This window comes from Serratia sp. CoH_122_TC_1, from assembly GCF_058191755.1.
The window spans coordinates 158,208-180,062 of record NZ_JBXWLA010000001.1; the positions used below are offsets into that span (position 1 = coordinate 158,208).

At 52.3% G+C, this 21,855-nt stretch carries 21 protein-coding genes; 8 read left to right on the forward strand and 13 right to left on the reverse strand.

Annotated elements, in window-relative coordinates:
* Positions 1-105: 105 nt before the first annotated feature.
* The 7 genes from potI to AC2FC2_RS00715 form a co-directional block, all read right to left on the reverse strand.
* Complete coding sequence (potI, locus tag AC2FC2_RS00685) at positions 106-951, reverse strand: putrescine ABC transporter permease PotI (protein ID WP_209632518.1); 846 nt, start codon at positions 949-951, stop codon at positions 106-108.
* A complete protein-coding gene (potH, locus tag AC2FC2_RS00690) occupies positions 948-1,913 on the reverse strand; it encodes a putrescine ABC transporter permease PotH (protein WP_209632517.1) in 966 nt (321 codons plus the stop codon). Before potH ends, potI begins: the two co-directional genes overlap by 4 nt.
* A 19-nt stretch (positions 1,914-1,932) precedes the next feature.
* Positions 1,933-3,066, reverse strand: coding sequence for a putrescine ABC transporter ATP-binding subunit PotG (potG, locus tag AC2FC2_RS00695; protein ID WP_209632516.1), 1,134 nt, complete (start codon positions 3,064-3,066; stop codon positions 1,933-1,935).
* A gap of 137 nt (positions 3,067-3,203) precedes the next feature.
* Positions 3,204-4,313, reverse strand: a complete 1,110-nt coding sequence (gene potF / locus AC2FC2_RS00700; RefSeq protein ID WP_209632515.1) for a spermidine/putrescine ABC transporter substrate-binding protein PotF — start codon at positions 4,311-4,313, stop codon at positions 3,204-3,206.
* Between the two features lie 407 nt (positions 4,314-4,720).
* Positions 4,721-5,200: a type III secretion system chaperone family protein gene (locus AC2FC2_RS00705; protein WP_490658535.1), complete on the reverse strand. Its 480-nt coding sequence runs from the start codon at positions 5,198-5,200 to the stop codon at positions 4,721-4,723.
* A 160-nt stretch (positions 5,201-5,360) separates the two neighbouring features.
* On the reverse strand, positions 5,361-6,263 hold the full coding sequence (gene rimK / locus AC2FC2_RS00710; protein ID WP_209632513.1) for a 30S ribosomal protein S6--L-glutamate ligase: 903 nt from the start codon (positions 6,261-6,263) through the stop codon (positions 5,361-5,363).
* 57 nt (positions 6,264-6,320) lie between these two features.
* Complete coding sequence (locus AC2FC2_RS00715; RefSeq protein ID WP_404759967.1) at positions 6,321-6,635, reverse strand: YbjC family protein; 315 nt, start codon at positions 6,633-6,635, stop codon at positions 6,321-6,323.
* A gap of 241 nt (positions 6,636-6,876) precedes the next feature.
* Between AC2FC2_RS00715 and AC2FC2_RS00720 the strand changes: the two genes are divergently transcribed.
* The gene (locus AC2FC2_RS00720) at positions 6,877-7,140 is read left to right on the forward strand and encodes a GrxA family glutaredoxin (protein WP_012006074.1); all 264 of its coding nucleotides are present in this window, start codon (positions 6,877-6,879) and stop codon (positions 7,138-7,140) included.
* 42 nt (positions 7,141-7,182) lie between these two features.
* On the opposite strand, the gene AC2FC2_RS00725 is transcribed toward AC2FC2_RS00720, so the two are convergent.
* Complete coding sequence (locus tag AC2FC2_RS00725; RefSeq protein ID WP_404759968.1) at positions 7,183-7,572, reverse strand: inner membrane protein YbjM; 390 nt, start codon at positions 7,570-7,572, stop codon at positions 7,183-7,185.
* A gap of 314 nt (positions 7,573-7,886) precedes the next feature.
* Between AC2FC2_RS00725 and AC2FC2_RS00730 the strand changes: the two genes are divergently transcribed.
* Positions 7,887-9,575, forward strand: coding sequence for an aspartate:alanine antiporter (locus AC2FC2_RS00730; protein WP_209632510.1), 1,689 nt, complete (start codon positions 7,887-7,889; stop codon positions 9,573-9,575).
* Between the two features lie 228 nt (positions 9,576-9,803).
* Here AC2FC2_RS00730 and AC2FC2_RS00735 read toward each other — a convergent pair whose 3' ends face one another.
* From AC2FC2_RS00735 to AC2FC2_RS00745, 3 genes are all read right to left on the reverse strand, one after another.
* The gene (locus AC2FC2_RS00735) at positions 9,804-10,772 is read right to left on the reverse strand and encodes a threonine ammonia-lyase (RefSeq protein ID WP_404759969.1); all 969 of its coding nucleotides are present in this window, start codon (positions 10,770-10,772) and stop codon (positions 9,804-9,806) included.
* A 260-nt stretch (positions 10,773-11,032) separates the two neighbouring features.
* Positions 11,033-11,545, reverse strand: a complete 513-nt coding sequence (eco, locus tag AC2FC2_RS00740) for a serine protease inhibitor ecotin (RefSeq protein WP_209632508.1) — start codon at positions 11,543-11,545, stop codon at positions 11,033-11,035.
* A gap of 140 nt (positions 11,546-11,685) precedes the next feature.
* Entirely contained in the window at positions 11,686-12,534 is an 849-nt protein-coding gene (locus AC2FC2_RS00745; RefSeq protein ID WP_490658536.1) for a 5'-methylthioadenosine/S-adenosylhomocysteine nucleosidase, read from the reverse strand.
* Between the two features lie 138 nt (positions 12,535-12,672).
* On the opposite strand from AC2FC2_RS00745, the gene AC2FC2_RS00750 reads away from it, so the two are divergent.
* Positions 12,673-13,425 carry a phosphatase PAP2 family protein gene (locus AC2FC2_RS00750; RefSeq protein ID WP_404759972.1) on the forward strand — a complete coding sequence of 251 codons (753 nt, stop codon included), beginning with the start codon at positions 12,673-12,675 and terminating at the stop codon, positions 13,423-13,425.
* 5 nt (positions 13,426-13,430) lie between these two features.
* A complete protein-coding gene (gene ybjG, locus AC2FC2_RS00755; protein ID WP_209632505.1) occupies positions 13,431-14,036 on the forward strand; it encodes an undecaprenyl-diphosphate phosphatase in 606 nt (201 codons plus the stop codon).
* Between the two features lie 40 nt (positions 14,037-14,076).
* Here the strand turns inward: ybjG and AC2FC2_RS00760 are convergent, their stop codons facing one another.
* Positions 14,077-14,910 carry an aldose epimerase family protein gene (locus AC2FC2_RS00760; protein ID WP_490658665.1) on the reverse strand — a complete coding sequence of 278 codons (834 nt, stop codon included), beginning with the start codon at positions 14,908-14,910 and terminating at the stop codon, positions 14,077-14,079.
* A 223-nt stretch (positions 14,911-15,133) separates the two neighbouring features.
* Here AC2FC2_RS00760 and deoC point away from each other — a divergent pair, with 223 nt between their 5' ends.
* The 4 genes from deoC to AC2FC2_RS00780 all read left to right on the forward strand — a co-directional run bounded on the left by deoC (position 15,134) and on the right by AC2FC2_RS00780 (position 20,590).
* A complete protein-coding gene (deoC, locus tag AC2FC2_RS00765; protein WP_209632504.1) occupies positions 15,134-15,814 on the forward strand; it encodes a deoxyribose-phosphate aldolase in 681 nt (226 codons plus the stop codon).
* A gap of 288 nt (positions 15,815-16,102) precedes the next feature.
* Complete coding sequence (deoR, locus tag AC2FC2_RS00770; protein WP_209632503.1) at positions 16,103-16,867, forward strand: DNA-binding transcriptional repressor DeoR; 765 nt, start codon at positions 16,103-16,105, stop codon at positions 16,865-16,867.
* A 969-nt stretch (positions 16,868-17,836) separates the two neighbouring features.
* Positions 17,837-19,132: an HAAAP family serine/threonine permease gene (locus tag AC2FC2_RS00775; RefSeq protein WP_209632502.1), complete on the forward strand. Its 1,296-nt coding sequence runs from the start codon at positions 17,837-17,839 to the stop codon at positions 19,130-19,132.
* A 90-nt stretch (positions 19,133-19,222) separates the two neighbouring features.
* Positions 19,223-20,590, forward strand: coding sequence for an L-serine ammonia-lyase (locus AC2FC2_RS00780; protein WP_265555244.1), 1,368 nt, complete (start codon positions 19,223-19,225; stop codon positions 20,588-20,590).
* A 43-nt stretch (positions 20,591-20,633) separates the two neighbouring features.
* On the opposite strand, the gene AC2FC2_RS00785 is transcribed toward AC2FC2_RS00780, so the two are convergent.
* Positions 20,634-21,839 (reverse strand): serine hydrolase, encoded by a 1,206-nt coding sequence (locus AC2FC2_RS00785; protein WP_209632500.1) that lies wholly within the window; start codon positions 21,837-21,839, stop codon positions 20,634-20,636.
* Positions 21,840-21,855 lie beyond the last annotated feature (16 nt).

A 21,855-nucleotide genomic window follows, 5' to 3' on the forward strand; every position in this document is an offset into this window, starting at 1 on the left:
ATAACGCGGCAATTAACCTTGATTGGGGCTATTCAAACGGCGTATATAAAGTCAGGTAATCAATTGCAATACCAATTATTGCAAAAATAGCAGGTTTGCTCAGACTCAGCTACGGGCAGCCTTTTGTAATTCGCGCGATCGCTGTTTTTCCGAGCGCGCCATAAACCACCATGCAATCAAGCCAATAACCCCAACCACCAGCAGAATCAAACTTGCCAACGCGTTAATTTCTGGGTTAACGCCCATGCGTACGCTGGAGAACACTAACATCGGCAAGGTGGTGGCACCCGGCCCAGCGACAAAGCTGGCGATAACCAGATCGTCCAATGACAGGGTGAAAGCCAACATCCAACCGGCGATCAGTGCAGGGGCAATCATCGGCAAGGTGATCACAAAGAACACTTTCAGCGGCGTCGCGCCCAAGTCCATGGCGGCTTCTTCGATAGAGCGATCCAACTCACGCAGGCGCGAACTGATCACCACGGATACATAAGCAGTACAGAAAGTGACATGGGCCAGCCAAATGGTAAACATGCCCCGCTCCGACGGCCAGCCAAACGCATGCCCCATCGCCACAAACAGCAGCAGTAACGACAGGCCGGTGATCACGTCCGGCATAACCAAAGGGGCTGTCAGCATAAAGGCAAAACCGGTTGAACCGCGGAAACGGCCAAAACGCACCATAACCACGGCCGCCAGAGCGCCAAGCACCACGGCGGCGGTCGCCGAGGCAGCAGCAATCGTCAAGCTTAGCCCGACGGCACTGATCATCGCTGAATCATGGAACAGCTCAACATACCACCGCGTCGACCAGCCTGCCCACACCGTCACCAGCTTGGAACTGTTGAACGAGTAAACCACCAGCATCAGCATCGGTGCATACAAAAATGTAAAACCAATGACCAAAATAGCAATGCGCCATGGTGAACGAACTACCGGCAAATTGTTCATCCCTGCCCCCCCATTTCCTTGTTCTGGTGCTTGTGGAACCAGAGAATTGGCACGATCAACAGCAACAGCATAACGGTAGCAACCGCCGAGGCCACCGGCCAGTCGCGGTTATTAAAGAACTCCTGCCACAGTACCCGGCCAATCATAATACTGTCGGGTCCGCCCAGCAGTTCAGGAATGACAAATTCGCCGACCGCAGGGATAAACACCAGCATCGAGCCGGCAATAATGCCGCCACGCGTCAACGGCATAATCACGCTGAAAAAGGTTTTCAACGGTTTGGCCCCCAGATCGAGGGAAGCCTCCACCAACGAGTAATCCAACCTTGTCAGCGCGGTATAAATCGGCAACACCATAAACGGCAGATAGGAATACACAACGCCGATATACACCGCCAAATTGGTGTGCAGAATCACCAGTGGATGATCAATGACACCCAACCACAACAGGAAGTTGTTAAGAATACCGTTGTTTTTCAAGATGCCCATCCAGGCATAAACCCGGATTAAAAACGAGGTCCACGACGGCAAGATCACCAGCAGCAGCAATATATTGCGGGTTGACGATTTGCTGTGTGCCACTGCCCACGCCAACGGATAGCCGATGATTAAGCAGCACAGGGTCGACACCGCCGCTACCTGCAACGATTGCAAATAAGCATCCACATACAGCGGGTCGTCGGTCAGTTGCAGGTAATTGGCAAAGTTGAGTGCAATATCCAGCTTACCCTCTGCCCAACTCATCAAGTCAGTATAGGGTGGAACGGCAAGCGCCAGTTCTGCCAGGCTTATCTTGAACACAATCAGGAACGGCAGCAGGAATAATAACGTCAGCCACAGCAGCGGCACCGCAATTACTAGCTTGCGGCCATGGGCCATCTGCAGGCGCTGGAACAGCGCTTTCAATGGACCGGGCGTTTTCGCCGGCGGTTCCGGCGGCGTGCGTTCAGCAAGCATTGTCATAATGATTATTCCCCACCTTCTACACCGTCAACACGACACAGCTGTCGGCTTCCCAGCACAGACGCACTTCATCACCCCAAGTCGGCATCCCTTTGCGGAAACGATGGCCGTTCTGCAACTGGGCGCTGATCATCTGGCCGCTGAGTAATTTCACGTGATAGATAGACAAATCACCGAGATAGGCGATGTGCACAACCTCACCTACGGCAAAGTTGCAGCCATCTTGCGGTACGTCTTCGCACAGCATAATTTTTTCTGGTCGCAGCGCGACCTGGATCGGCACGCCGTCTACCACCGAGGCATCAGAGTCAACCTTAATCGCGTGACGCAGGCCGGGGCTTTGCAGGATCAAGGCATCGTCATGGCGCTCTTGCAGCACACAGTCAAATACGTTGACCGAGCCGATGAACTCCGCGCTAAAGCGGCTGTTCGGGTGCTCGTAGATCTCTTCCGGCTCGCCAATCTGCACAAATTTACCGCGGTTCATAATGGCTATACGGCCTGCCATGGTCATGGCTTCTTCTTGATCGTGCGTCACCATTACGCAGGTCACTCCGACACGCTCAAGAATGTCCGTCACTTCCAGCTGCATCCGATCGCGCAGCTTTTTATCCAGCGCCCCCATAGGTTCGTCGAGTAGCAGCAGCTTTGGTCGTTTCGCCAGGCTACGTGCCAGGGCCACGCGTTGACGTTGACCACCGGAAAGTTGGTGAGGCTTACGTTTGGCGAACTCCTGCATATGCACCAACGACAACATTTCGGCGACCCGGCCGGCGATTTCCGCACGAGGCATTTTGTCCTGCTTCAGGCCAAAGGCGATGTTTTGCTCTACCGTCATGTGCGGGAACAGCGCGTAGGACTGGAACATCATGTTGATCGGCCGCTGGTAAGGTGGCACGTGCGACATATCCTGCCCATCGAGCACTATTTGCCCTTCCGTCGGCTGTTCAAAGCCGGCCAGCATACGTAGCAGCGTCGACTTGCCGCAGCCCGAAGGGCCCAATAATGCAAATATTTCGCCTTTATAGATGGTCAGGCTGACGTCTTCGACCGCGTTTTGGCCATCAAAGGTTTTGGTGAGGTTACGGATTTCCAGCAGAGGGGTGAAAACCTTCTGCGACTTGGCTTGAGGACGAGGGATGACGTCGTTCAATCGGGGTGCTCTCCGGTGCAAAACAGGACAAAAAACCACGGCGATTGCCATGGCCCAAAATGGCAACGAGGCGGGAAACACCCGCCTGCTGGTCAAAACAACGGGAAAACCGGGCCCGATATACTGGGCCCTGAGTATTACTTCCCGCTTTTAACTTTAGTCCAGGCACGGGTAATGACACGGTCCAGTTTCGGCGACTGTACGTTCAACGTGAACAGCTTGGCGCGAATATCCGCTGGCGGATACACGTTCGGGTTATCACGCACCTCGGCATTCACCAGCGGCGTAGAGTCCTTGACCGCATTGGCGTAGTAAACGTGGTTGCTGATATCCGCCATGATGTCCGGTTTCAGCAAGAAATTCAGGAACTGATAAGCAGCATCTTTACTTTTGGCATCTGCCGGCATGGCAAACATATCAAAGTAAGTCAGCGCGCCTTCTTTCGGAATGGCGTAAGCAATGTTCACGCCGTTCTTCGCCTCTTTGGCACGGTTGGCGGCTTGCATGACGTCACCGGACCAGCCGATCGCGACACAGATATCCCCGTTCGCCAGATCGTTGATGTACTGGGAAGAATGGAAATAGCGGATGTTCGGGCGCAGCTTGAGCAGCAGATCGTTTGCCGCACCGGTGTAATCCGCAGCGTTGGTGCTGTTAGGATCTTTGCCCAGATAATGCAGTACGGTAGCGTAAACTTCGCTTGGCGCATCCAGGAAGGAAACCCCACAACTTTTTAGCTTCTCGAGATTTTCCGGTTTAAGGATCAGATCCCAACTGTTGACCGGTGCATCTTTGCCCAACACCGCTTTGACCTTATCAACGTTATAGCCGATACCGGTGGTCACCATCATGTAAGGGATGCCGTACTTGTTATCCTTGTCGTTATGAGCCACCAGCTTCAGCATCTCTGGATCAAGGTTTTTGTAGTTCGGTATTTTGCTCTTGTCGAGCGGCTCAAAAATGCCTGCTTGCGACTGACGTTCGAGGAAATTGGATGAAGGTACGACCAAATCATAACCGGTGCTGCCTGCCATCAGCTTGCCTTCCAACACTTCGTTGGAGTCAAAGACGTCATACACGACCTTAATACCGGTTTCTTTTTGGAATTTAGCTAAGGTGTCCGGCGCAATATAGTCGGACCAGTTATAGACGTGCAGCGTTTTTTCCTCGGCTGACGCTGTGACGGACGCGGCCATCAGCAGGCCAGCAACAACACCCGATAACCACTTTTTACGTTGGGTGACCATCCGTAACTACCTCCAAAACAGGGGTGAATCATAGAATTGAACTTGTATCGGAATCGATACAAAACCTTTCCTGATCGAGCGCAATAGTTGCAACCGCGGATTGAATGGCTATGCAGTTGATTGCAAGTACCTTTTTCAACTGCCCCGCCCGCATGGTCACCTGGAGAATCGCAAGCCCTTAGCAGAATCAGCAGCATAACCCCTGTTGCCAAAACGCACCAGCCTCCGGGGTTAAAACCGGTTTTTATCGATTTTTTATGCAGTTTCTCTCTATGTGATACGCCATTAATGGCATAAACGGCGAGGAATATCTGGCAACAGAGGGTAAAACGCAGAATATATTATTGCAGGAAGGAATAACGGCAGCATGCCGCCAGAGAGGCGGCACACATAATGTACAGTGGGGATCAGTGCAGCATTGGGTGGCGGTCAGCCGCAGCCGGGTTCTCTTCTTCGTCACCCATAAACAGCAGATCGTTCGCCCGCGCTTCGAGGATGACCATTGAGATTTGTTCTTCACCCTGCTGCATAAAGTGGCTGAACTGTTCCAGCGTGACGCCAACGGCGATGCTCAGCGCCTGACAAACGATCAGCTTCGGCAGGTTATCGTCCTGGATATCAACAAAAGCTTTGATGGTCAGCGAACTGGCGTTGATTTGGCTCAGATCCGCCACCAGCGGGATCAGCGCCGTCGGCTTTACTTCGGCCAGCGCGGAGAACAGGAGCACGTTATCAACCAGATCGAGTTTGGCGTCGAAAACGCCGTCGAAGTTTTGCATGTGCGGCAGGTGCAGCGCCTGGCAAGAATCGCACTCAAAGAATGAAATGCCCGATTGATCCAGCCAGCGTCGCAACAACGCCAAATCAGGGACAATGAGTGAATCCATAATACCAGCCTCACAATATTCAAAACACGAAAAGGCGCATAGCTTACGGAATATTGCCCCGCTATGCCACGATCAATGCGGCTTAATTCGCTATTAGGGCAAATATGGCAGAGAAAAAGGCGTGTTACCGCGTGCAGAGAAGCCTATTCTGTTCGGTGTCCTACCCCCCCGACTTCAGGCGGAAACCCGGTCTGCCACGCTGTTCGATATACTCGATCATCATGCCTGCAATATCCAACCCCGTCGTGCTTTCAACCCCTTCCAGACCCGGTGAAGCGTTGACCTCCATTACCAATGGGCCACGGTCCGCGCGCAAGATATCAACCCCGGCAACATCCAATCCCAGCGTGGTGGCCGCCTTCACCGCCATCGCCCTCTCTTTGGCTGTGATAACCACTTTGCGGGCCGTGCCGCCGCGATGCAGATTAGAACGGAACTCGCCGGGCTTTGCCTGCCGCTCGATGGCGGCTACCACCTTGCCGCCGACGACCAAACAGCGCACGTCGCAGCCCTGCGCTTCGCGGATATATTCTTGCACCAGGATATGAGCGTTAAGGCCGCGAAATGCATCAATAACGCTTTCCGCGGCTTGGCGTGTTTCCGCCAGCACCACACCGATACCCTGCGTACCTTCTACCAGTTTGACCACTAACGGGGCGCCGCCGACCAGTTCAATCAAATCACCGGTATCGTCCGGGGAATGCGCAAAACCGGTGATCGGCAGGTCTATGCCTTGGCGTGCCAGCAATTGCAAAGAACGCAGCTTGTCGCGCGCACGGGTAATGGCCACCGACTCATTCAGCGGGTAGCTGCCCAACAGTTCAAACTGACGCAGTACCGCAGTGCCGTAAAAGGTCATGGCGGATCCGATGCGGGGGATGACGGCGTCATAACGCTCTAACTGACGACCACGATAATGGATAGTGGGCGCAGCCGGATTAATGTTCATGTAACAGGAGAGCGGATCGATAATATCAATGCAGTGGCCGCGCTGTTCAGCCGCCTCCACCAAGCGCTTGCACGAATACAGCGTTCCATCGCGCGAAAGAATGGCAATTTTCACTCGTCACCCCAAAAAGACAATCACCTGTCAGACAGGCATATCACCGACGGCGGTCACTCAGACACGCGGCTCACGATCGTTTTTATCATCTGGCATAGGTTTCACTTCGGGTTTGCGGCGATCGTTTTGCGGTGGTTCGCCACCGCGCATCAATGGGCCAAAACCTTGCACCACGCGCCAAACCAAAAATGCGGCGGCAGGTACCATCAGCGCTATACCGAGAAAGATCATGCCTACCGCCGCCTGTGGCGACGCCAACCACCCCGGAAGTTGGACATGATTGTGAATGCTCAGATAAGCCAGCACCAACAACAGCATCCCCAGGCCTTCCAACACCAGCACGGGACGCGGTAAGTCACCGAATGAACGCATATTTTTCTTCTCCCAAAGCTCTGCCTCCAGTGTAGTGAATTCCAACCAGCGGCGACAGCCCCGACAGCTTAATCGGTTACATGAATTGGATTAACAGGTAATTCCTGCTTTTTTTTCGCCGTCTCAACGGGCATAGTAACCGTCATTAACGCGGGTAATGCTTGGCTTTGGTCTTTTTGGACTGACAGAATGTCATTGCAGTTGCGATTACATATTTAAATATCAATCTAAGGAGTGTTGCATGTTTGCAGTTATCTTCGGGCGCCCAGGCTGTCCTTATTGTGTCCGTGCGAAAGAGTTGGCGGAAAAACTGACTGAAGAACGTGACGATTTCAACTTCCGTTATGTTGATATCCACGCTGAAGGCATCACCAAGGCCGATCTGGAAAAAACCGTTGGCAAGCCAGTAGAAACCGTACCGCAGATCTTCCTCGATGAGAAACACATCGGCGGCTGCACCGATTTCGAGGCCTACGCTAAAGAAAACCTGAATCTGTTCCAGTAAGCTTCAGACAGAACGATAAAAAGGCGCGGATAGCGCCTTTTTTTATTGCCGTTCACGGGAATGACAGTGCCGATAGGCTTGCAACAAACTGCGTACAAACAAAGCCAGCAGCGCACCGAATACGCACCAGAATACCGCGCTGGTGGCATAAGCCAGTTCCTGCCAGAACGAAGAGGACGGCGTTAGCCAAAGATGACGGATGATGAGACACAGCGGCAACGCATATAGCGCTCCCAGCAGCGGGCAGAGAATACGTTTTTTACTCGACAAATAGCTGGCGATAACGCCGGGTATCACGAACAGCAGCAGGCCCGTTTCGCCCTGGTGTTCATGATCCGTACTGCCGAATGCCCCGCTCTGCTGGCCGAGATACACCAGGCTGAACAGCAGAAAACAGCTTAAAATCCCCCACCAATACCGTTCACTCGCCACATCGCCTCCCGTTTAACCTCGTTACCACGCCGTAAAAATCAACAGTGCCACAAAACCCGTGACGCCTTGCCGTAAACCGGCAACGCTGAACTGAACTTTTTCCTTGGCTTAAAGAGGGTTAAATGCGTACGGCGGCGCAGGAAGTCAGCTTTATGCTGGCTGTCACGCGCCATTGCGACTAGAATAAACGCCGCCGATCGATGGTTCGAATCGCCTTCCGCTGGTTAGTTATTTATGACGTCGCTTTTTGACTGAATTTATATCTTATAGTTATTTATATCAAGCACTTACTGGTAAACAATAAGTTATCCTACGTGAACATAAACGTCGCTAGTTTGTTAAACGGTAACTACATCCTGTTACTGTTCGTGGTACTCGCACTGGGGCTGTGCCTCGGTAAAGTCCGTTTGGGCTCCGTTCAACTCGGTAATTCCATTGGCGTTTTAGTGGTTTCGTTACTGCTTGGGCAACAACACTTCGCCATTAACACAGAAGCACTCAACCTCGGCTTTATGCTGTTTATTTTCTGTGTTGGCGTGGAAGCCGGGCCGAACTTTTTCTCAATTTTTTTCCGTGACGGCAAAAATTACCTGATGTTGGCGTTGGTGATGGTCGGTTCCGCAATGGTGATCGCCATTGGTCTTGGCAAACTGTTCCATTGGGATATTGGCCTGACCGCCGGTATGTTAGCCGGGTCTATGACCTCAACCCCGGTACTGGTGGGCGCGGGCGATACGCTACGCAATACCATTACCAACGGCCCGGCACTTCTCGCGGCGCAAGATCATCTGAGCCTCGGTTACGCCCTGACCTACTTGATTGGTCTGGTCAGCCTGATTTTCGGCGCGCGTTACCTGCCCAAGCTACAACATCAAGACCTCTCCACCTCCGCTCAGCAGATTGCCCGTGAACGCGGCCTGGACACGGACAGCCAACGTAAGGTTTACCTGCCGGTCATCCGCGCTTACCGCGTTGGGCCGGAATTGGTCGCCTGGGCCGATGGCAAAAACCTGCGCGAGCTGGGTATCTATCGCCAGACCGGTTGCTATATCGAACGTATTCGCCGTAACGGCATTTTGGCTAACCCCGATGGCGACGCCGTGCTTCAAGTCGGCGATGAGATTTCGCTGGTCGGCTATCCTGACGCACATGCACGGCTGGATCCTAGCTTCCGCAACGGCAAAGAGGTCTTCGACCGGGATTTGCTGGACATGCGTATCGTCACCGAAGAGATCGTGGTCAAGAACAGCAATGCGGTAAATAAGCGCCTGAGCCAGTTGAAACTGACCGATCACGGCTGCTTCCTTAACCGAGTGATCCGCAGCCAGATTGAAATGCCTATTGATGACAGCATCGTGCTCAATAAAGGTGACGTGCTGCAAGTCAGCGGCGACGCACGCCGGGTGAAAAGCGTGGCGGAGAAGATTGGCTTTATCTCCATCCACAGCCAGGTGACCGACCTTTTGGCATTCTGCGCGTTCTTTATCATTGGTCTCTTGATTGGCCAGATTACCATTCAGTTCAGCAACTTCTCGTTCGGCATCGGCAATGCTGCCGGCCTGCTGATGTCCGGCATCATGCTCGGGTTCCTGCGAGCCAACCACCCAACCTTTGGCTATATCCCACAGGGTGCACTGAACATGGTGAAAGAGTTTGGCCTGATGGTGTTTATGGCTGGCGTAGGCCTGAGCGCCGGCGCGGGTATCGGCCATAGCCTGGGCGCGGTCGGTGGCCAGATGCTGATCGCAGGGCTCATCGTCAGTTTGGTGCCCGTGGTGATCTGTTTCCTGTTCGGTGCCTATGTACTGCGCATGAACCGCGCCCTGCTGTTCGGTGCGATTATGGGTGCCCGTACCTGCGCACCGGCAATGGAAATCATCAGCGACACCGCGCGCAGTAATATCCCGGCGCTGGGCTATGCAGGGACCTACGCTATCGCTAACGTATTGTTAACCCTTGCGGGCTCGCTGATCGTGGTGTTGTGGCCGGGGATCTTCGGCTAACTGATAAGCAACGAAGATGAATCAGTGGCAAAAATATTTTGAAATTTTTATCCCCGGTGAGAACTTTCCTTTCCGGGGGTAGTCTGAATTAGTGCCACTGCTTTTCTTTGATGTCCCCATTTTGTGGAGCCCGTTAGTCCCGCCTTTTTAGGTTCAAGACTATCGGGTTTTTTGTTGCCTGTAGAAAATCACCGGCTGAAATAATCGCCCAAACGCTTATGCGATTAATCAGAGACTTTGCGAGTAGCTCACCCATTTACTCATATCTTGATGGGATATATTTCCACCGCATACGACAAGCCCAATCACGGCATTATCGGGCAGCGTGGGGGCAATTGACATAGCGGCAGGTATGAGCGTTCCAGATGCCAGTTCAACCCATAACTTCGCCTCTTCGCCAAACGCAACCATACCTTCCACGGCGGCCTTATCCGATACCACAATGATGTCCTCAACATAAGCGTGAGCATGGGCAAGCATCATTTCGTCAATGACGGGTACACCGAGAGTAGAAATAATCGACGTAATCTCAACGTTAACAGGCTTACCCGCGCGAAGTGCCTGATGCATTGAACTGGCGCCGGACGTTTCAACACCCCAAATTCGAATATCGGGCTTAATCGCTTTCAATACCGTGGCCGCTCCCGCCAGCATGCCACCACCACCAACGGCAATAAAAACATCGGTCAACTCAGGACAATCGGCAATAAATTCAAGCGCGAGCGTTCCATGCCCTTCAGCTATCAACGAATCGTTACAATCATCGATGACGACATATCCTTCATTGGCCAATGCTTTAGCCCGCTCAAACGCAGCCTGAACATCGGTTTCTATAATGACGACGCTGCCCAGCTCACGAACCCTGTCGATAGCCGTTGCGGGGGCGCTTGGCGGCATAATGATAGTAACGTCAGCGGCAAAAATTTTCGCTGCCTCGGCTATCGCGATACCAAAATTACCGCCACTCACGGCAACAAACCGGTTATTTTCGAAATTGTCTGCCAGCTTCAAAAACTTATTTAGCACCCCCCGCGCCTTAAAAGAGCCACCAAGCTGGGTGTTTTCCAGTTTCAGAAAGACTGGCCTTTGAATTTTTTCGGCCAGTTTCGAACCGGGTATGGCTGGCGTCCGAATAATCTTCCCAGATAAACGTTCTGCTGCTTCAACGATGGCGTTAAATTCAATTAATTTTGTCATGTTTGCCCAGTCAGGTGGATGTTACTGTTGTAAGTAGGCATAAAGCTAACCGTGTTTTTCTGTGCCTTACGGTAGACTCCTGCCTTTTTTATCGACACCAAACTACAGGCTTTTACTGCCGTTTTCTATGGCTTCGCACCAGGGTGCGATAAGCAAAAAAAAGCCCGCCAGGGGGCCATTGCCAACGGCACAATGCACTCCCAAGACGGGCCTTTTTCTGGAAATAACTTAGCCGAGCTAATGATTAGCTCACATCGATATTACTTCTGCTCTGCTTTGCTCACGGTGTCTTCCGCTTTCCATACGCGGTATTTCACTTCCACATCTTTCGGCACGTAGACCACGATTGGCAAGCGGCTGTTGTAGCGTTGCATGGCAGCGTCACCAAGGTTGGCGGCGATAAATTTCTGTTGTTTGGTGTTATCTGGGCAACCCATCATGGTTGACGCTGGCTCAGACAGTTTTTCCAATACCAGGTAGTCGTAGCCCCAACCAGAAAGCGTTTTGCTTTCCAGCGTGCCGCCGATCATGTGGTGGTTACAGTCCACTTCCAGCGTTTTTCCGATCAGCAGTTCCACTTTGAAATTTTCTTCATGTTCCTGCTTCGGCAGGTAAATGACCTGACGGTTCATGCCTTTCTCAGCCTTCGGATATGGCGCGACCTTCTCGAGCGGCTGTTTGCTGATATCGGTGTCTTCGGGAGAGGTGGCAGCAATGGCGCTGGCAGAAACGGCCATCAGCAGGCCGGAAAATACGACAGATACCTTGTTCATGTTTTATCCCTACAATTTATTAAACTCACCGCTCATAAACTAATACACTACCGACAAGCCCGCCAGTAGTTTAATCTTCTTTACAATGTGCAATGGTCAGTGACAAAAACCCATCAGTGACCATTGTCTGGGATAAATCATTATTTAGGTGCGTTTTTGGCTATATAAGCCTTAACGACCTGATAGACATAATCCTGGCACGCAAGGCCCGTCTGTGGGTCGTATTTACCCTGATTAGTGATATTGTTCGACAGTACGCGAATACCAATAAACGGAATGTTAAAGGCGGCAGCAATCTGTGCGGCGGAGGCCGTTTCCATCTCTTCAACCGAGGTATGATAATTGGCGTGGAAAAAACTGATGCGGTCCAGCTCGCTGTTCCACACATCGGCGGACCCAATCACGCCTTCAACCACCTTGCCTTGGGTGTAGCTGTCTTTAACTCCCTCAGCGACAGCCAACAGTTTGCCATCTGCCGGGAATTGACGGATCGTGTGGGCATTTTTATCTTCACCCGCACTGCCTTTTGACGCCAACAGATCCATCGGCTGCCACTGTCGTGAGTCGCTGCCTTCGCCGGCCGCTTTCTTCGGGGTCTTAAACGCACCCAGGCTGACCGAATACTTACCCAACACAATGTCATACACCTTCAGTGCCGGGTCGTGCCCCCCCGCGGTCCCCTGATTGATGATCGCCACCGGATGAAAATGAGTCGCTGCAATCGCTGTAGCCGCCGCGGCATTAGACATGCCTTTCAGGGTTTCCGACACCACCACAGGATAGCCGTCTACCGTACCCTGCCAAAAACGCCAGCCGCCAATCTGCTCTTCACGCGGGTTGTCCAGACGCTGGGCAAAACGCTCCGCCTCCACTGGCATTGCGCCCTGCACGACAATAGGCGCAGCAGCAACGCTCTGCTGCGCCATAGCCAACGGTGAAAAAAACGTGTTACACGCAACCAACAGCGCAAGATTTAATTTTCTAGTCATCACCACATCATCCCAATAAAAAAGCAAACGATTACCTTAGCCGAAAGCGGTGCTCTCGCCTACCGCTTTCTGACGCCAACTCTCTGCTGCATTTAAGGTTTTCTTAAGACAGAATTATTACAGTACGACTATCTATTGATGTCACTGAGTCAGCGTGTGAACCCAAAACCTTCATTAAATCAATCCTCAACAACATCCCAAATTAAGACTAACGCCCTTTACTCACTGCCAGCATCCTTTTACCGTTGGCAGGTTTTGGGATTGATCGTCAGTGGTTTGTTGTTCCTGTGGCTTTCACGCAACGAACAACTTGACTGGGCAATCAGCAATGACTGGTTCGATCCTGCCAGTGGGCATTTCCCTTGGCAGAACAATCACTGGCTGGATTTGATTAACCACCGCTTGCTGAAAATCAGTGTCATTACCGGTGCAGTATTGGCGCTATTTTGGGGAATCTACCGCCGTAACCCGCGCATGATCGTCACTATGGTGTTGATCGGTATAGGGCCATTGGTCGTTGGGATCCTGAAAGCCACCAGCGCGCATTCCTGCCCGTGGGATTTGATCGAGTACGGTGGCAAAGCAATGTCCTTCCCACTCTTCGGCACGGTACCTGCAGAACCTGGACCGGGACGCTGCTTCCCCGGTGGTCACGCCTCCAGTGGCTTTGCCGTAATGGCACTGTTTTTCCTGTTTTATCCACAACGCCCGCGCCTGGCTTACTGGTGCTGGTTTGGCGGTATTACGCTCGGCATGCTGATGGGTTTTGGTCAGGTGATGCGCGGTGCACATTTTCTTACCCATAACCTATGGGCAGGTTGGTGGGTTTGGTTCAGCCAATTGGCTGTTTATTGGACGGTAAGCGGTTTTATCCGCCGCAAGACGAGGTAAATATTATGGAGCAGTTGAATCATCTACTTTTCGCCTGGATCAATGCGACCCCGGCGTCCCCCGAGTGGTTAATTGATGTTGCCACCTTTTTGGCGCGCGATCTGATCATTATCGTGCCAGCGCTGATCATCGGGTTATGGCTGTGGGGGCCGCAGAGCCAGCTGGTATCACAGCGTGAAGTGGTTGCAAAAACGACGATAGCTCTGTTATTTGCCATGCTTGCCGCCGCCACTATCGGCATGCTGCTGCCACATGAACGACCCTTTGTTGCAGGTGTCGGCTACACCTTCCTGGCGCATGCCCCGGACAGCTCATTCCCCAGCGATCACGGAACCGCTATCTTTACCTTCGCCCTGGCCTTCTTGTTCTGGCATCGGGTCTGGTCAGGTATTTTGTTGCTGATCGTCGCAGGGGGTATTGCCTGGTCCCGGGTTTATCTTGGCGTGCACTGGCCGCTGGACATGGTAGGCGGCTTCCTGCTTGGCCTGGTCGGTTGCTTGTTTGCCCAGCTGGTATGGAACCTGTTTGGTGACATCATCGCCACCAAACTGGCACGCCTGTACCGTTTCCTGTTTGCCTTCCCTATCCGTAAGGGCTGGGTGAAAGAATAAGCCCTTGCGCATTCCAGCAGGGGCAACGTAGCCCCTGCTCTCACACTACCCCGGTCGTCACACAAAACTCTCGCGTTTTTCCCACGGCTAACATCATCCCCGGCAATTGACTCTCTCCGTGCGGGCGGCACGTCGCAGGTTGAATAAACCTGAATGCGTGAAGACTCCCCTGTTGCGTTACAGGGCGTAAACCATAGTTGAACTGCGCTGTGGAAAAGCGCGTGACATAACGCCGGCCTTTTGAAGCCAACATAAAGAACTCGGCCTGATCGACATACAGTGACAGATCGTCTGAACACAAGACCCCCTGTTCAGCAATATGGCCCGGTGGTGCCAGGGCCAGCACTGGCAAATTCTGCCGAAAAATCGCAGTAGGAATACAGCCATAGTTAAGCTGGCATACGTAACGGATCGGCAAGGGTTCATCCGCAAGGTTGGTGATATGCATTTCAAGGGTGAACTGTGCGCTGTCAGCCGCCAACCGCACGGCCGGGCGCAGCCGATATCGCTGATCTGCGGGTTCTCCCGACGCATAAAGCGACAGAGTCTGGCCGTCTATCTGCAGCCACACCTTCTGTTTACTTACTACGGAACCTTCCTGATACGGCCAGGGTGAATGAAAAGCAGAACTGCCCTCCAGTTTTCTCCTGACAAATCTGGTGCTACGGCGACCTGACTTTAATGAGTAGCCATCAAAATCGGCATCCCAAATCGTCAGATCACGGAAAGGAAGCACGCTTAACACACCACGGCTGTTTGCCAGCATCAGCACTTCCCCTGTTTCTTCGGTGCTGAACGCTGTAACAACAAAATCCGTATTGCGGAAAATCTCATCCGGTTGTGCCCTAAACTGCTCTGGCGCCAGATTTATCATTATATTCATTCTTTCCCCCTGGTTTTTCACGTGGGTAACCCTGTACTCAACATTAAATGTTATTTAAGCAACATTAAACACCCCGTATGTTACACACCAAACAGCCTAAAAACGATGATCTGTGCTTCATTTTTAAAACACCACTATGTTTAACGGCATTACAATGTTATTATTCTAACATTACTCACATCATGCTTTGTTTAAACGTCAATAAGGAATCAAGATGACTACCGAAAACATCGATTACGCCCGTTATGTCGACCATACCCTGCTGGCAATGGATGCCACTGAAGCGCAAATCGCCAAATTGTGTGAAGAAGCACAACAGCACAATTTCTACGCCGTCTGCGTAAACTCAGGCTATGTGCCGTTGGCTGCACATCTGCTGCAAGAAAGCCAAGTGAAAATTTGCTCTGTCATTGGCTTCCCTCTGGGTGCCGGCCTGACCGTAGCCAAAGCCTTCGAAGCCAAAGCGGCTATTGCCGCTGGCGCGCAAGAAATTGACATGGTGATCAACGTGGGTTGGTTGAAAAGCGGCCTGCTGGAAGAAGTCAAAGCTGACATCGCCGCAGTGCGCGAGGTTTGCGCGGCGATCCCGTTGAAGGTAATATTGGAAACCTGCCTGCTCAGCGATGAACAGATCGTTCAGGTTTGTGAAATGTGTCGCGAACTCGATGTGGCTTTCGTTAAAACCTCTACTGGCTTCAGCACCGGTGGTGCTCGTGAAGAGCATGTCAAATTGATGCGTGCCACAGTAGGCAGTGAGATGGGTGTTAAAGCATCCGGCGCCGTGCGCGATCGCGCAACCGCCGAGAAGATGATTAAAGCAGGCGCTACTCGTATCGGCACCAGCTCTGGCGTAGCAATCGTTTCCGGTGATCAGGCTGCCGCAGGCAGCTACTGATAACCTGAGGCGCCCCAATATCGGGCGCGCGCCGTGATAATCTGATGCGGGGTAATATGTCCAGCCAATAGCTGGCCACTTATTACCCCGCATTTGTGTGTTTGGCCCTAGAGAAAACCGAGGCTGTACCCCGTCACTGCATGTGGGCACTGATCGTAGAGTAACGCGTGAAACATAAAGCCGCTCGAAACGTAAACGTGCCTTCAAAGGGTCAACGCCTTCGCGTTGCGGGCAATGATGGGACACGGCCTACTATATTGGCTCTTAACCCTGCGGGAAGACAGACAGATGGAAACACGGCGCGAAGAACGTATCAACCGGTTAGTGCAAGCGTTAAAGCGCTCTGACAAGATCCATTTAAAAGAAGCCGCCGTGCTGCTGGGCGTTTCTGAAATGACCATCCGCCGCGATCTCAGCGCGGAACCCGCTGCCGTGGTATTACTGGGTGGTTATGTGGTGGCAGATCCACGCAGTAACGGCGTGACCAACTACTTTGTATCCGATCAAAAAGCCAAGCAAGTCACCGAAAAACGCCGTATCGGTTTGCTCGCTGCAGCGCTGATCGGTGAAAATGACACGGTATTCTTCGATTGCGGCACCACCACCCCGGCGATCATAGATGCCATCGCTGATGAATTGGTCTTTACCGCAGTGTGCCACTCGCTCAACACCTTCCTGGCCTTGCAGGACAAACCCAACTGTAAAGTGATCTTGTGCGGTGGTGAATTCCGGCCGAACAACTACATTTTCACGGCGGTTGGCCGCCACAACGAGCTGGATCATATCTGCCCTAATATCGCCTTCATTTCCGCCGCCGGACTGAGCCTGCAGCATGGCGCAACCTGTTTCAACTTTGATGAGTTAGAAATGAAGCACCGGGCCCTTAAGATGTCGCAACAAAAGATCCTGGTGGCAGATCACAGCAAATTCGGCAAAACCAAACCTGCCTGTATCGGTCCACTGACCCATTTCGACCGCGTGATCACCGATCGCCAGCCTGACCCACAGTTTGCGGAATTTTTCACCGAAAATGCGATAGCCATTCGTTTTTAATCTGCACTTCACCGTCGGTATTTGCCGACGGTAGGCTTCATTCTGCTCTTTATCACCCTTCAAAGACGAACAAATAACGTGCAATTGATTCGCTAATTTCTTTATCCGCACCCAATGTCAGGTTAATAAATTGCAACAGTTTGTCAGACTTATTCCTCTAACAGGAAAGAATCTGAAGTGATAATACTTTCTCTCCACGTCTAACAACTCTTTTATATGATAAATAGCGATAACTTCCACAAGATAAATATCAACAATTTCGCAACCTTGTCGCTTTAAATATAACCAAGTTGTTTTATTTATATGATGAATGGTTAAGCATTTCGTCCCGCTAATCGATCAATTAGTTTACCTGCGTTATTAGCTGGATATTGAAAATTAATCATTATATAACAATGAGTTAATTGAAATTCCACTTAGAATATTAATGTGATCTACGTCACTAAAACCGCTTAATCCGGGTTTTTAGCTAGATCCAAACCCACGCTTAAAATATATTGCTCGGCTTGCTGACAACTGCAGTGTTTTATCTGGTTACAGATTAGCGATACCCGATAAACCCTGAAAGATTTATGAGAGCGTTCTCAGCATGAAACCTTACACAAGCGCGCAACATATGCATGAAAAACCAATAAAAAAGCAGTTAGCCGCACACATTACGCATTTGAGAGCATGATCACGGTTGTTTCTACTGTAAATCGTTATCTTGCCGCCAACGAAAATCGGCAGGCAATGACCTCCCGGCAGCGGTACCGATATGATGCCTTCAACAGGCTAAATATCCTTTGATTAGTTATCCGGCATACGTGCCCACGGTAATTAGCATAATAAACAACCAGGGGGAGGCCAGCTATCCCCGCAAGCAGCACCTGATTCTTACCGATGCCGCGATCTCATATTGCGTCATTCGGTCTTAACCTTAAGTTTTGCCTTTAATTTTAAATTATCGTGTTCACTTCGGAGATATTTATGGACACTACACAGACCGGCACCATTGCCTCTGCGGCTTCTGGCTCTACCAGTACCTGGCGTAAAACCGACACCATGTGGATGTTGGGCCTGTACGGCACCGCGATCGGCGCGGGCGTATTGTTCCTGCCAATCAACGCTGGTATCGGTGGGCTGATTCCCCTGATCATCATGGCCATCATCGCTTTCCCGATGACCTTCTTCGCCCACCGTGGCCTGTGCCGTTTCGTTCTCTCTGGCAAAAATGCCGGTGAAGACATCACCGAAGTCGTTGAAGAGCACTTTGGTATTGGCGCAGGTAAACTCATTACCCTGCTCTACTTCTTCGCTATCTACCCAATCCTGTTGGTTTATAGCGTCGCCATCACCAACACCGTCGACAGCTTCATTACTCACCAATTGGGAATGACTTCGCCACCGCGCGCTATCCTGTCACTGATCCTGATCGTTGGCCTGATGACTATCGTGCGTTTCGGTGAGCAAGCTATCGTGAAGACCATGAGCATCCTGGTATTCCCGTTTGTTGGCGTGCTGATGTTGCTGGCTCTGTACCTGATCCCTAACTGGACCACCGCCATCTTCGACAACGTCTCTTTGTCCGGCGCAGGCACCGGCATGGGGCACGGCCTTATTATCACCCTGTGGTTGGCGATCCCGGTCATGGTGTTCTCCTTCAACCATTCACCTATCATCTCCGCTTTTGCGGTGGCCAAACGTGAAGAATACGGCCAGGAAGAGGCTGAGAAGAAATGCTCCCGCATTCTGGGCTTCGCTCACATCATGATGGTGTTGACCGTAATGTTCTTCGTGTTCAGCTGCGTGCTGAGCCTGTCACCGGAAAACCTGGCCGAAGCCAAGGCACAGAACATCTCCATTCTGTCCTACCTGGCCAACCACTTTAACAACCCGATGATTGCCTACATCGCGCCGGTTATCGCCTTTATCGCGATCACCAAGTCGTTCCTGGGTCACTACCTGGGCGCACGTGAAGGCTTTAACGGCCTGATTGCCAAATCGATGAAGAGCCGCGGCAAAACCATCAGCACCAACAAGCTGAACCGTATCACCGCTATTTTTATGCTGGTGACCACCTGGATTGTTGCGACCCTGAACCCAAGCATTCTCGGCATGATCGAGAACCTGGGCGGTCCAATCATCGCCATGCTGCTGTTCCTGATGCCGATGTACGCTATCCGTAAAGTACCTGCCATGCGCAAGTACAGCGGCCACATCAGCAACGTGTTCGTTGTTGTGATGGGCCTGATCGCCATCTCCGCAATCCTGTACAGCCTCTAATCAAGACCAGCCGGCGCTCCCTGCGCCGGCTTCTCTGCACGGCCCCCTTTCCTGTACTAACGCCTAACACCTGAAGAAGGAGGCGAAACCATGGTCAGCGTTTTCGATATTTTCAAAATTGGTATTGGTCCATCCAGCTCCCACACCGTCGGCCCGATGAAAGCCGGCAAGCTGTTCACCGATGAGTTGATTGCCAGCCAGCAGTTGATGGATACCACCCGTGTAGTGGTCGACGTCTATGGTTCGTTATCTCTGACCGGTAAAGGTCATCACACCGATATTGCCATCATCATGGGACTGGCGGGCAACTTGCCGCACGACGTGGATATCGACGGTATTGCCGGTTTTATCCACGACGTTGGGCAACGCGGTCGCCTGTTGCTGGCCAATGGCCATCACGAAGTGGATTTCCCGCTGCAAACCAGCATGAACTTCCACGGAGACAATTTGCCGCTGCATGAAAACGGCATGCGTATCCGCGCGTTCGCCAATGAGCAGTTGCTGCACAGCAAAACCTATTACTCGACCGGCGGGGGGTTTATCGTCGATGAAGAGCATTTCGGCCTGGCCGCGGCAAACCCGATACAGGTGCCCTTCCCGTTCGCCTCCGCACGAGACTTGCAACAACACTGCAAAGACGCCGGCCTGTCGCTGTCCGGCCTGGTGATGCAAAACGAATTGGCATTGCACAGCAAGGCCGAGATTGACGCGCATTTCGCCGACGTCTGGCAGGTGATGCGCGACGGTATCGAACGTGGCATGAACACCGAAGGCCTATTGCCTGGCCCGATGAAGGTCCAGCGCCGCGCCGCCGCTTTGCGCCGCATGCTGGTCACCGGCGACAAAAACAATATCGATCCGATGAACGTGGTTGATTGGATCAATATGTTCGCCTTTGCCGTCAACGAAGAAAACGCCGCCGGTGGCCGCGTGGTGACGGCCCCGACCAACGGTGCCTGTGGCATCATCCCGGCGGTGCTGGCCTATTACGACCAATTTATTCGCCCGGTAAATCCAAATTCCTACAGCCGTTACTTCCTGACATCCGGTGTGATCGGCGCGTTGTACAAAATGAACGCGTCTATTTCCGGGGCCGAAGTGGGCTGCCAGGGGGAAGTGGGCGTTGCCTGTTCAATGGCGGCTGCGGGATTGGCAGAATTGATGGGCGGTAGCCCGGCACAGGTTTGCATCGCGGCGGAGATCGCCATGGAGCACCACCTGGGGTTGACGTGTGACCCACTGGCCGGTCAGGTTCAGGTGCCTTGTATCGAACGTAACGCGATTTCCGCGGTGAAAGCGGTCAATGCCGCACGTATGGCGCTACGTCGCACCAGTGAGCCGCGGGTGTGCCTGGATAAGGTCATAGAGACCATGTATGAGACGGGTAAAGACATGAACGCCAAATACCGCGAGACGTCGCAGGGCGGATTGGCGATCAAAGTGGTCGCCTGTAACTGATAAAAAAATAAGGGCGCAATTTATCATTGCGCCCTCGTTATGGTTAACCGAATACGCTGCCGAACCACTGGGTCAGCTTCATCATCACCATGTCCCAGATACGGCTGAAGAAGTTACCTTCTTTCACTTCCTGCATCGCCACCAGCGGGTATTGCTCAATGGTTTTGCCGTCGAGCTGGAAATCAATGGTGCCGACGACCTGATTTTTCGCCAATGGCGCTTCCAGCGTCGCCTGATTCAGTTTGTAACTGGCCTTCAGGTTTTTCATTTGCCCTTTCGGGATAGTCACGGCTGCATCTTTCGCTACGCCCAACGGTACTTCATTGACGTCACCAAACCACACTTTCTGAGTAACAAAGGGTTTGTCGGTTTTGATCGGTGTGGCAGTTTCGTAGAAGCGGAAACCCCAGGTCAGCAATTTTTCACTTTCGCTAAAGCGGATACGATCGCTCGGCGCGCCCAGCACTACCGAGATCAGACGCATAGGACCGTCAGTGGCCGATGCGACCAGGTTATGACCCGCACCGCCGGTATAACCGGTTTTGATGCCATCCACGTTCAGATTCGAGCTCCACAACAGGCGGTTGCGGTTAATCTGGCGGATCTTGTTGAAGGTGAATTCTTTTTCTTTATGCAGCGCGTACTCATCAGGCACATCGCGGATCAGCGCCTGGCTCAGCAATGCCATATCGCGTGCTGTGCTGTACTGACCTTCCGCATCCAGGCCATGTACCGTCAGGAAATGGGTATTCTGCAGGCCCAGAGATTTGGCGTAGTTGTTCATCAACCCAACAAACGAATCCTGACTGCCTGCGACATAATCGGCCAACGCAATACTGGCGTCGTTACCCGACTGAATGACAATGCCCTTGTTCAGCTCCATCACCGGTACCTGATCGCCCGGTTTGATAAACATCAGTGAAGACCCACGCAGTGCCGGGTTACCGGTTGCCCATGCGTCTTTGCCTACGGTCACCATATCTTCCGGCTTGATCTTGCCGGCCTTGATCGCCTGCCCGATCACATAGCTGGACATGATCTTGGTCAGACTGGCGGGATCCAAGCGGGTATCGGCGTTGCCCTCCGTCAGGATTTTGCCGCTGTTGTAATCCATCAGCACATAGGCCTTGGCATCAATCTGCGGGGCAGCCGGCGCGTCGGCCGCCTGTACAACAGGAGCCGCCAACAACAGTATGCTGACGCTAAACGTTAATTTCTTCAGGGTGGTGGATAAGTTTCTTTTCATCATGACGTCGCCAGAGTGT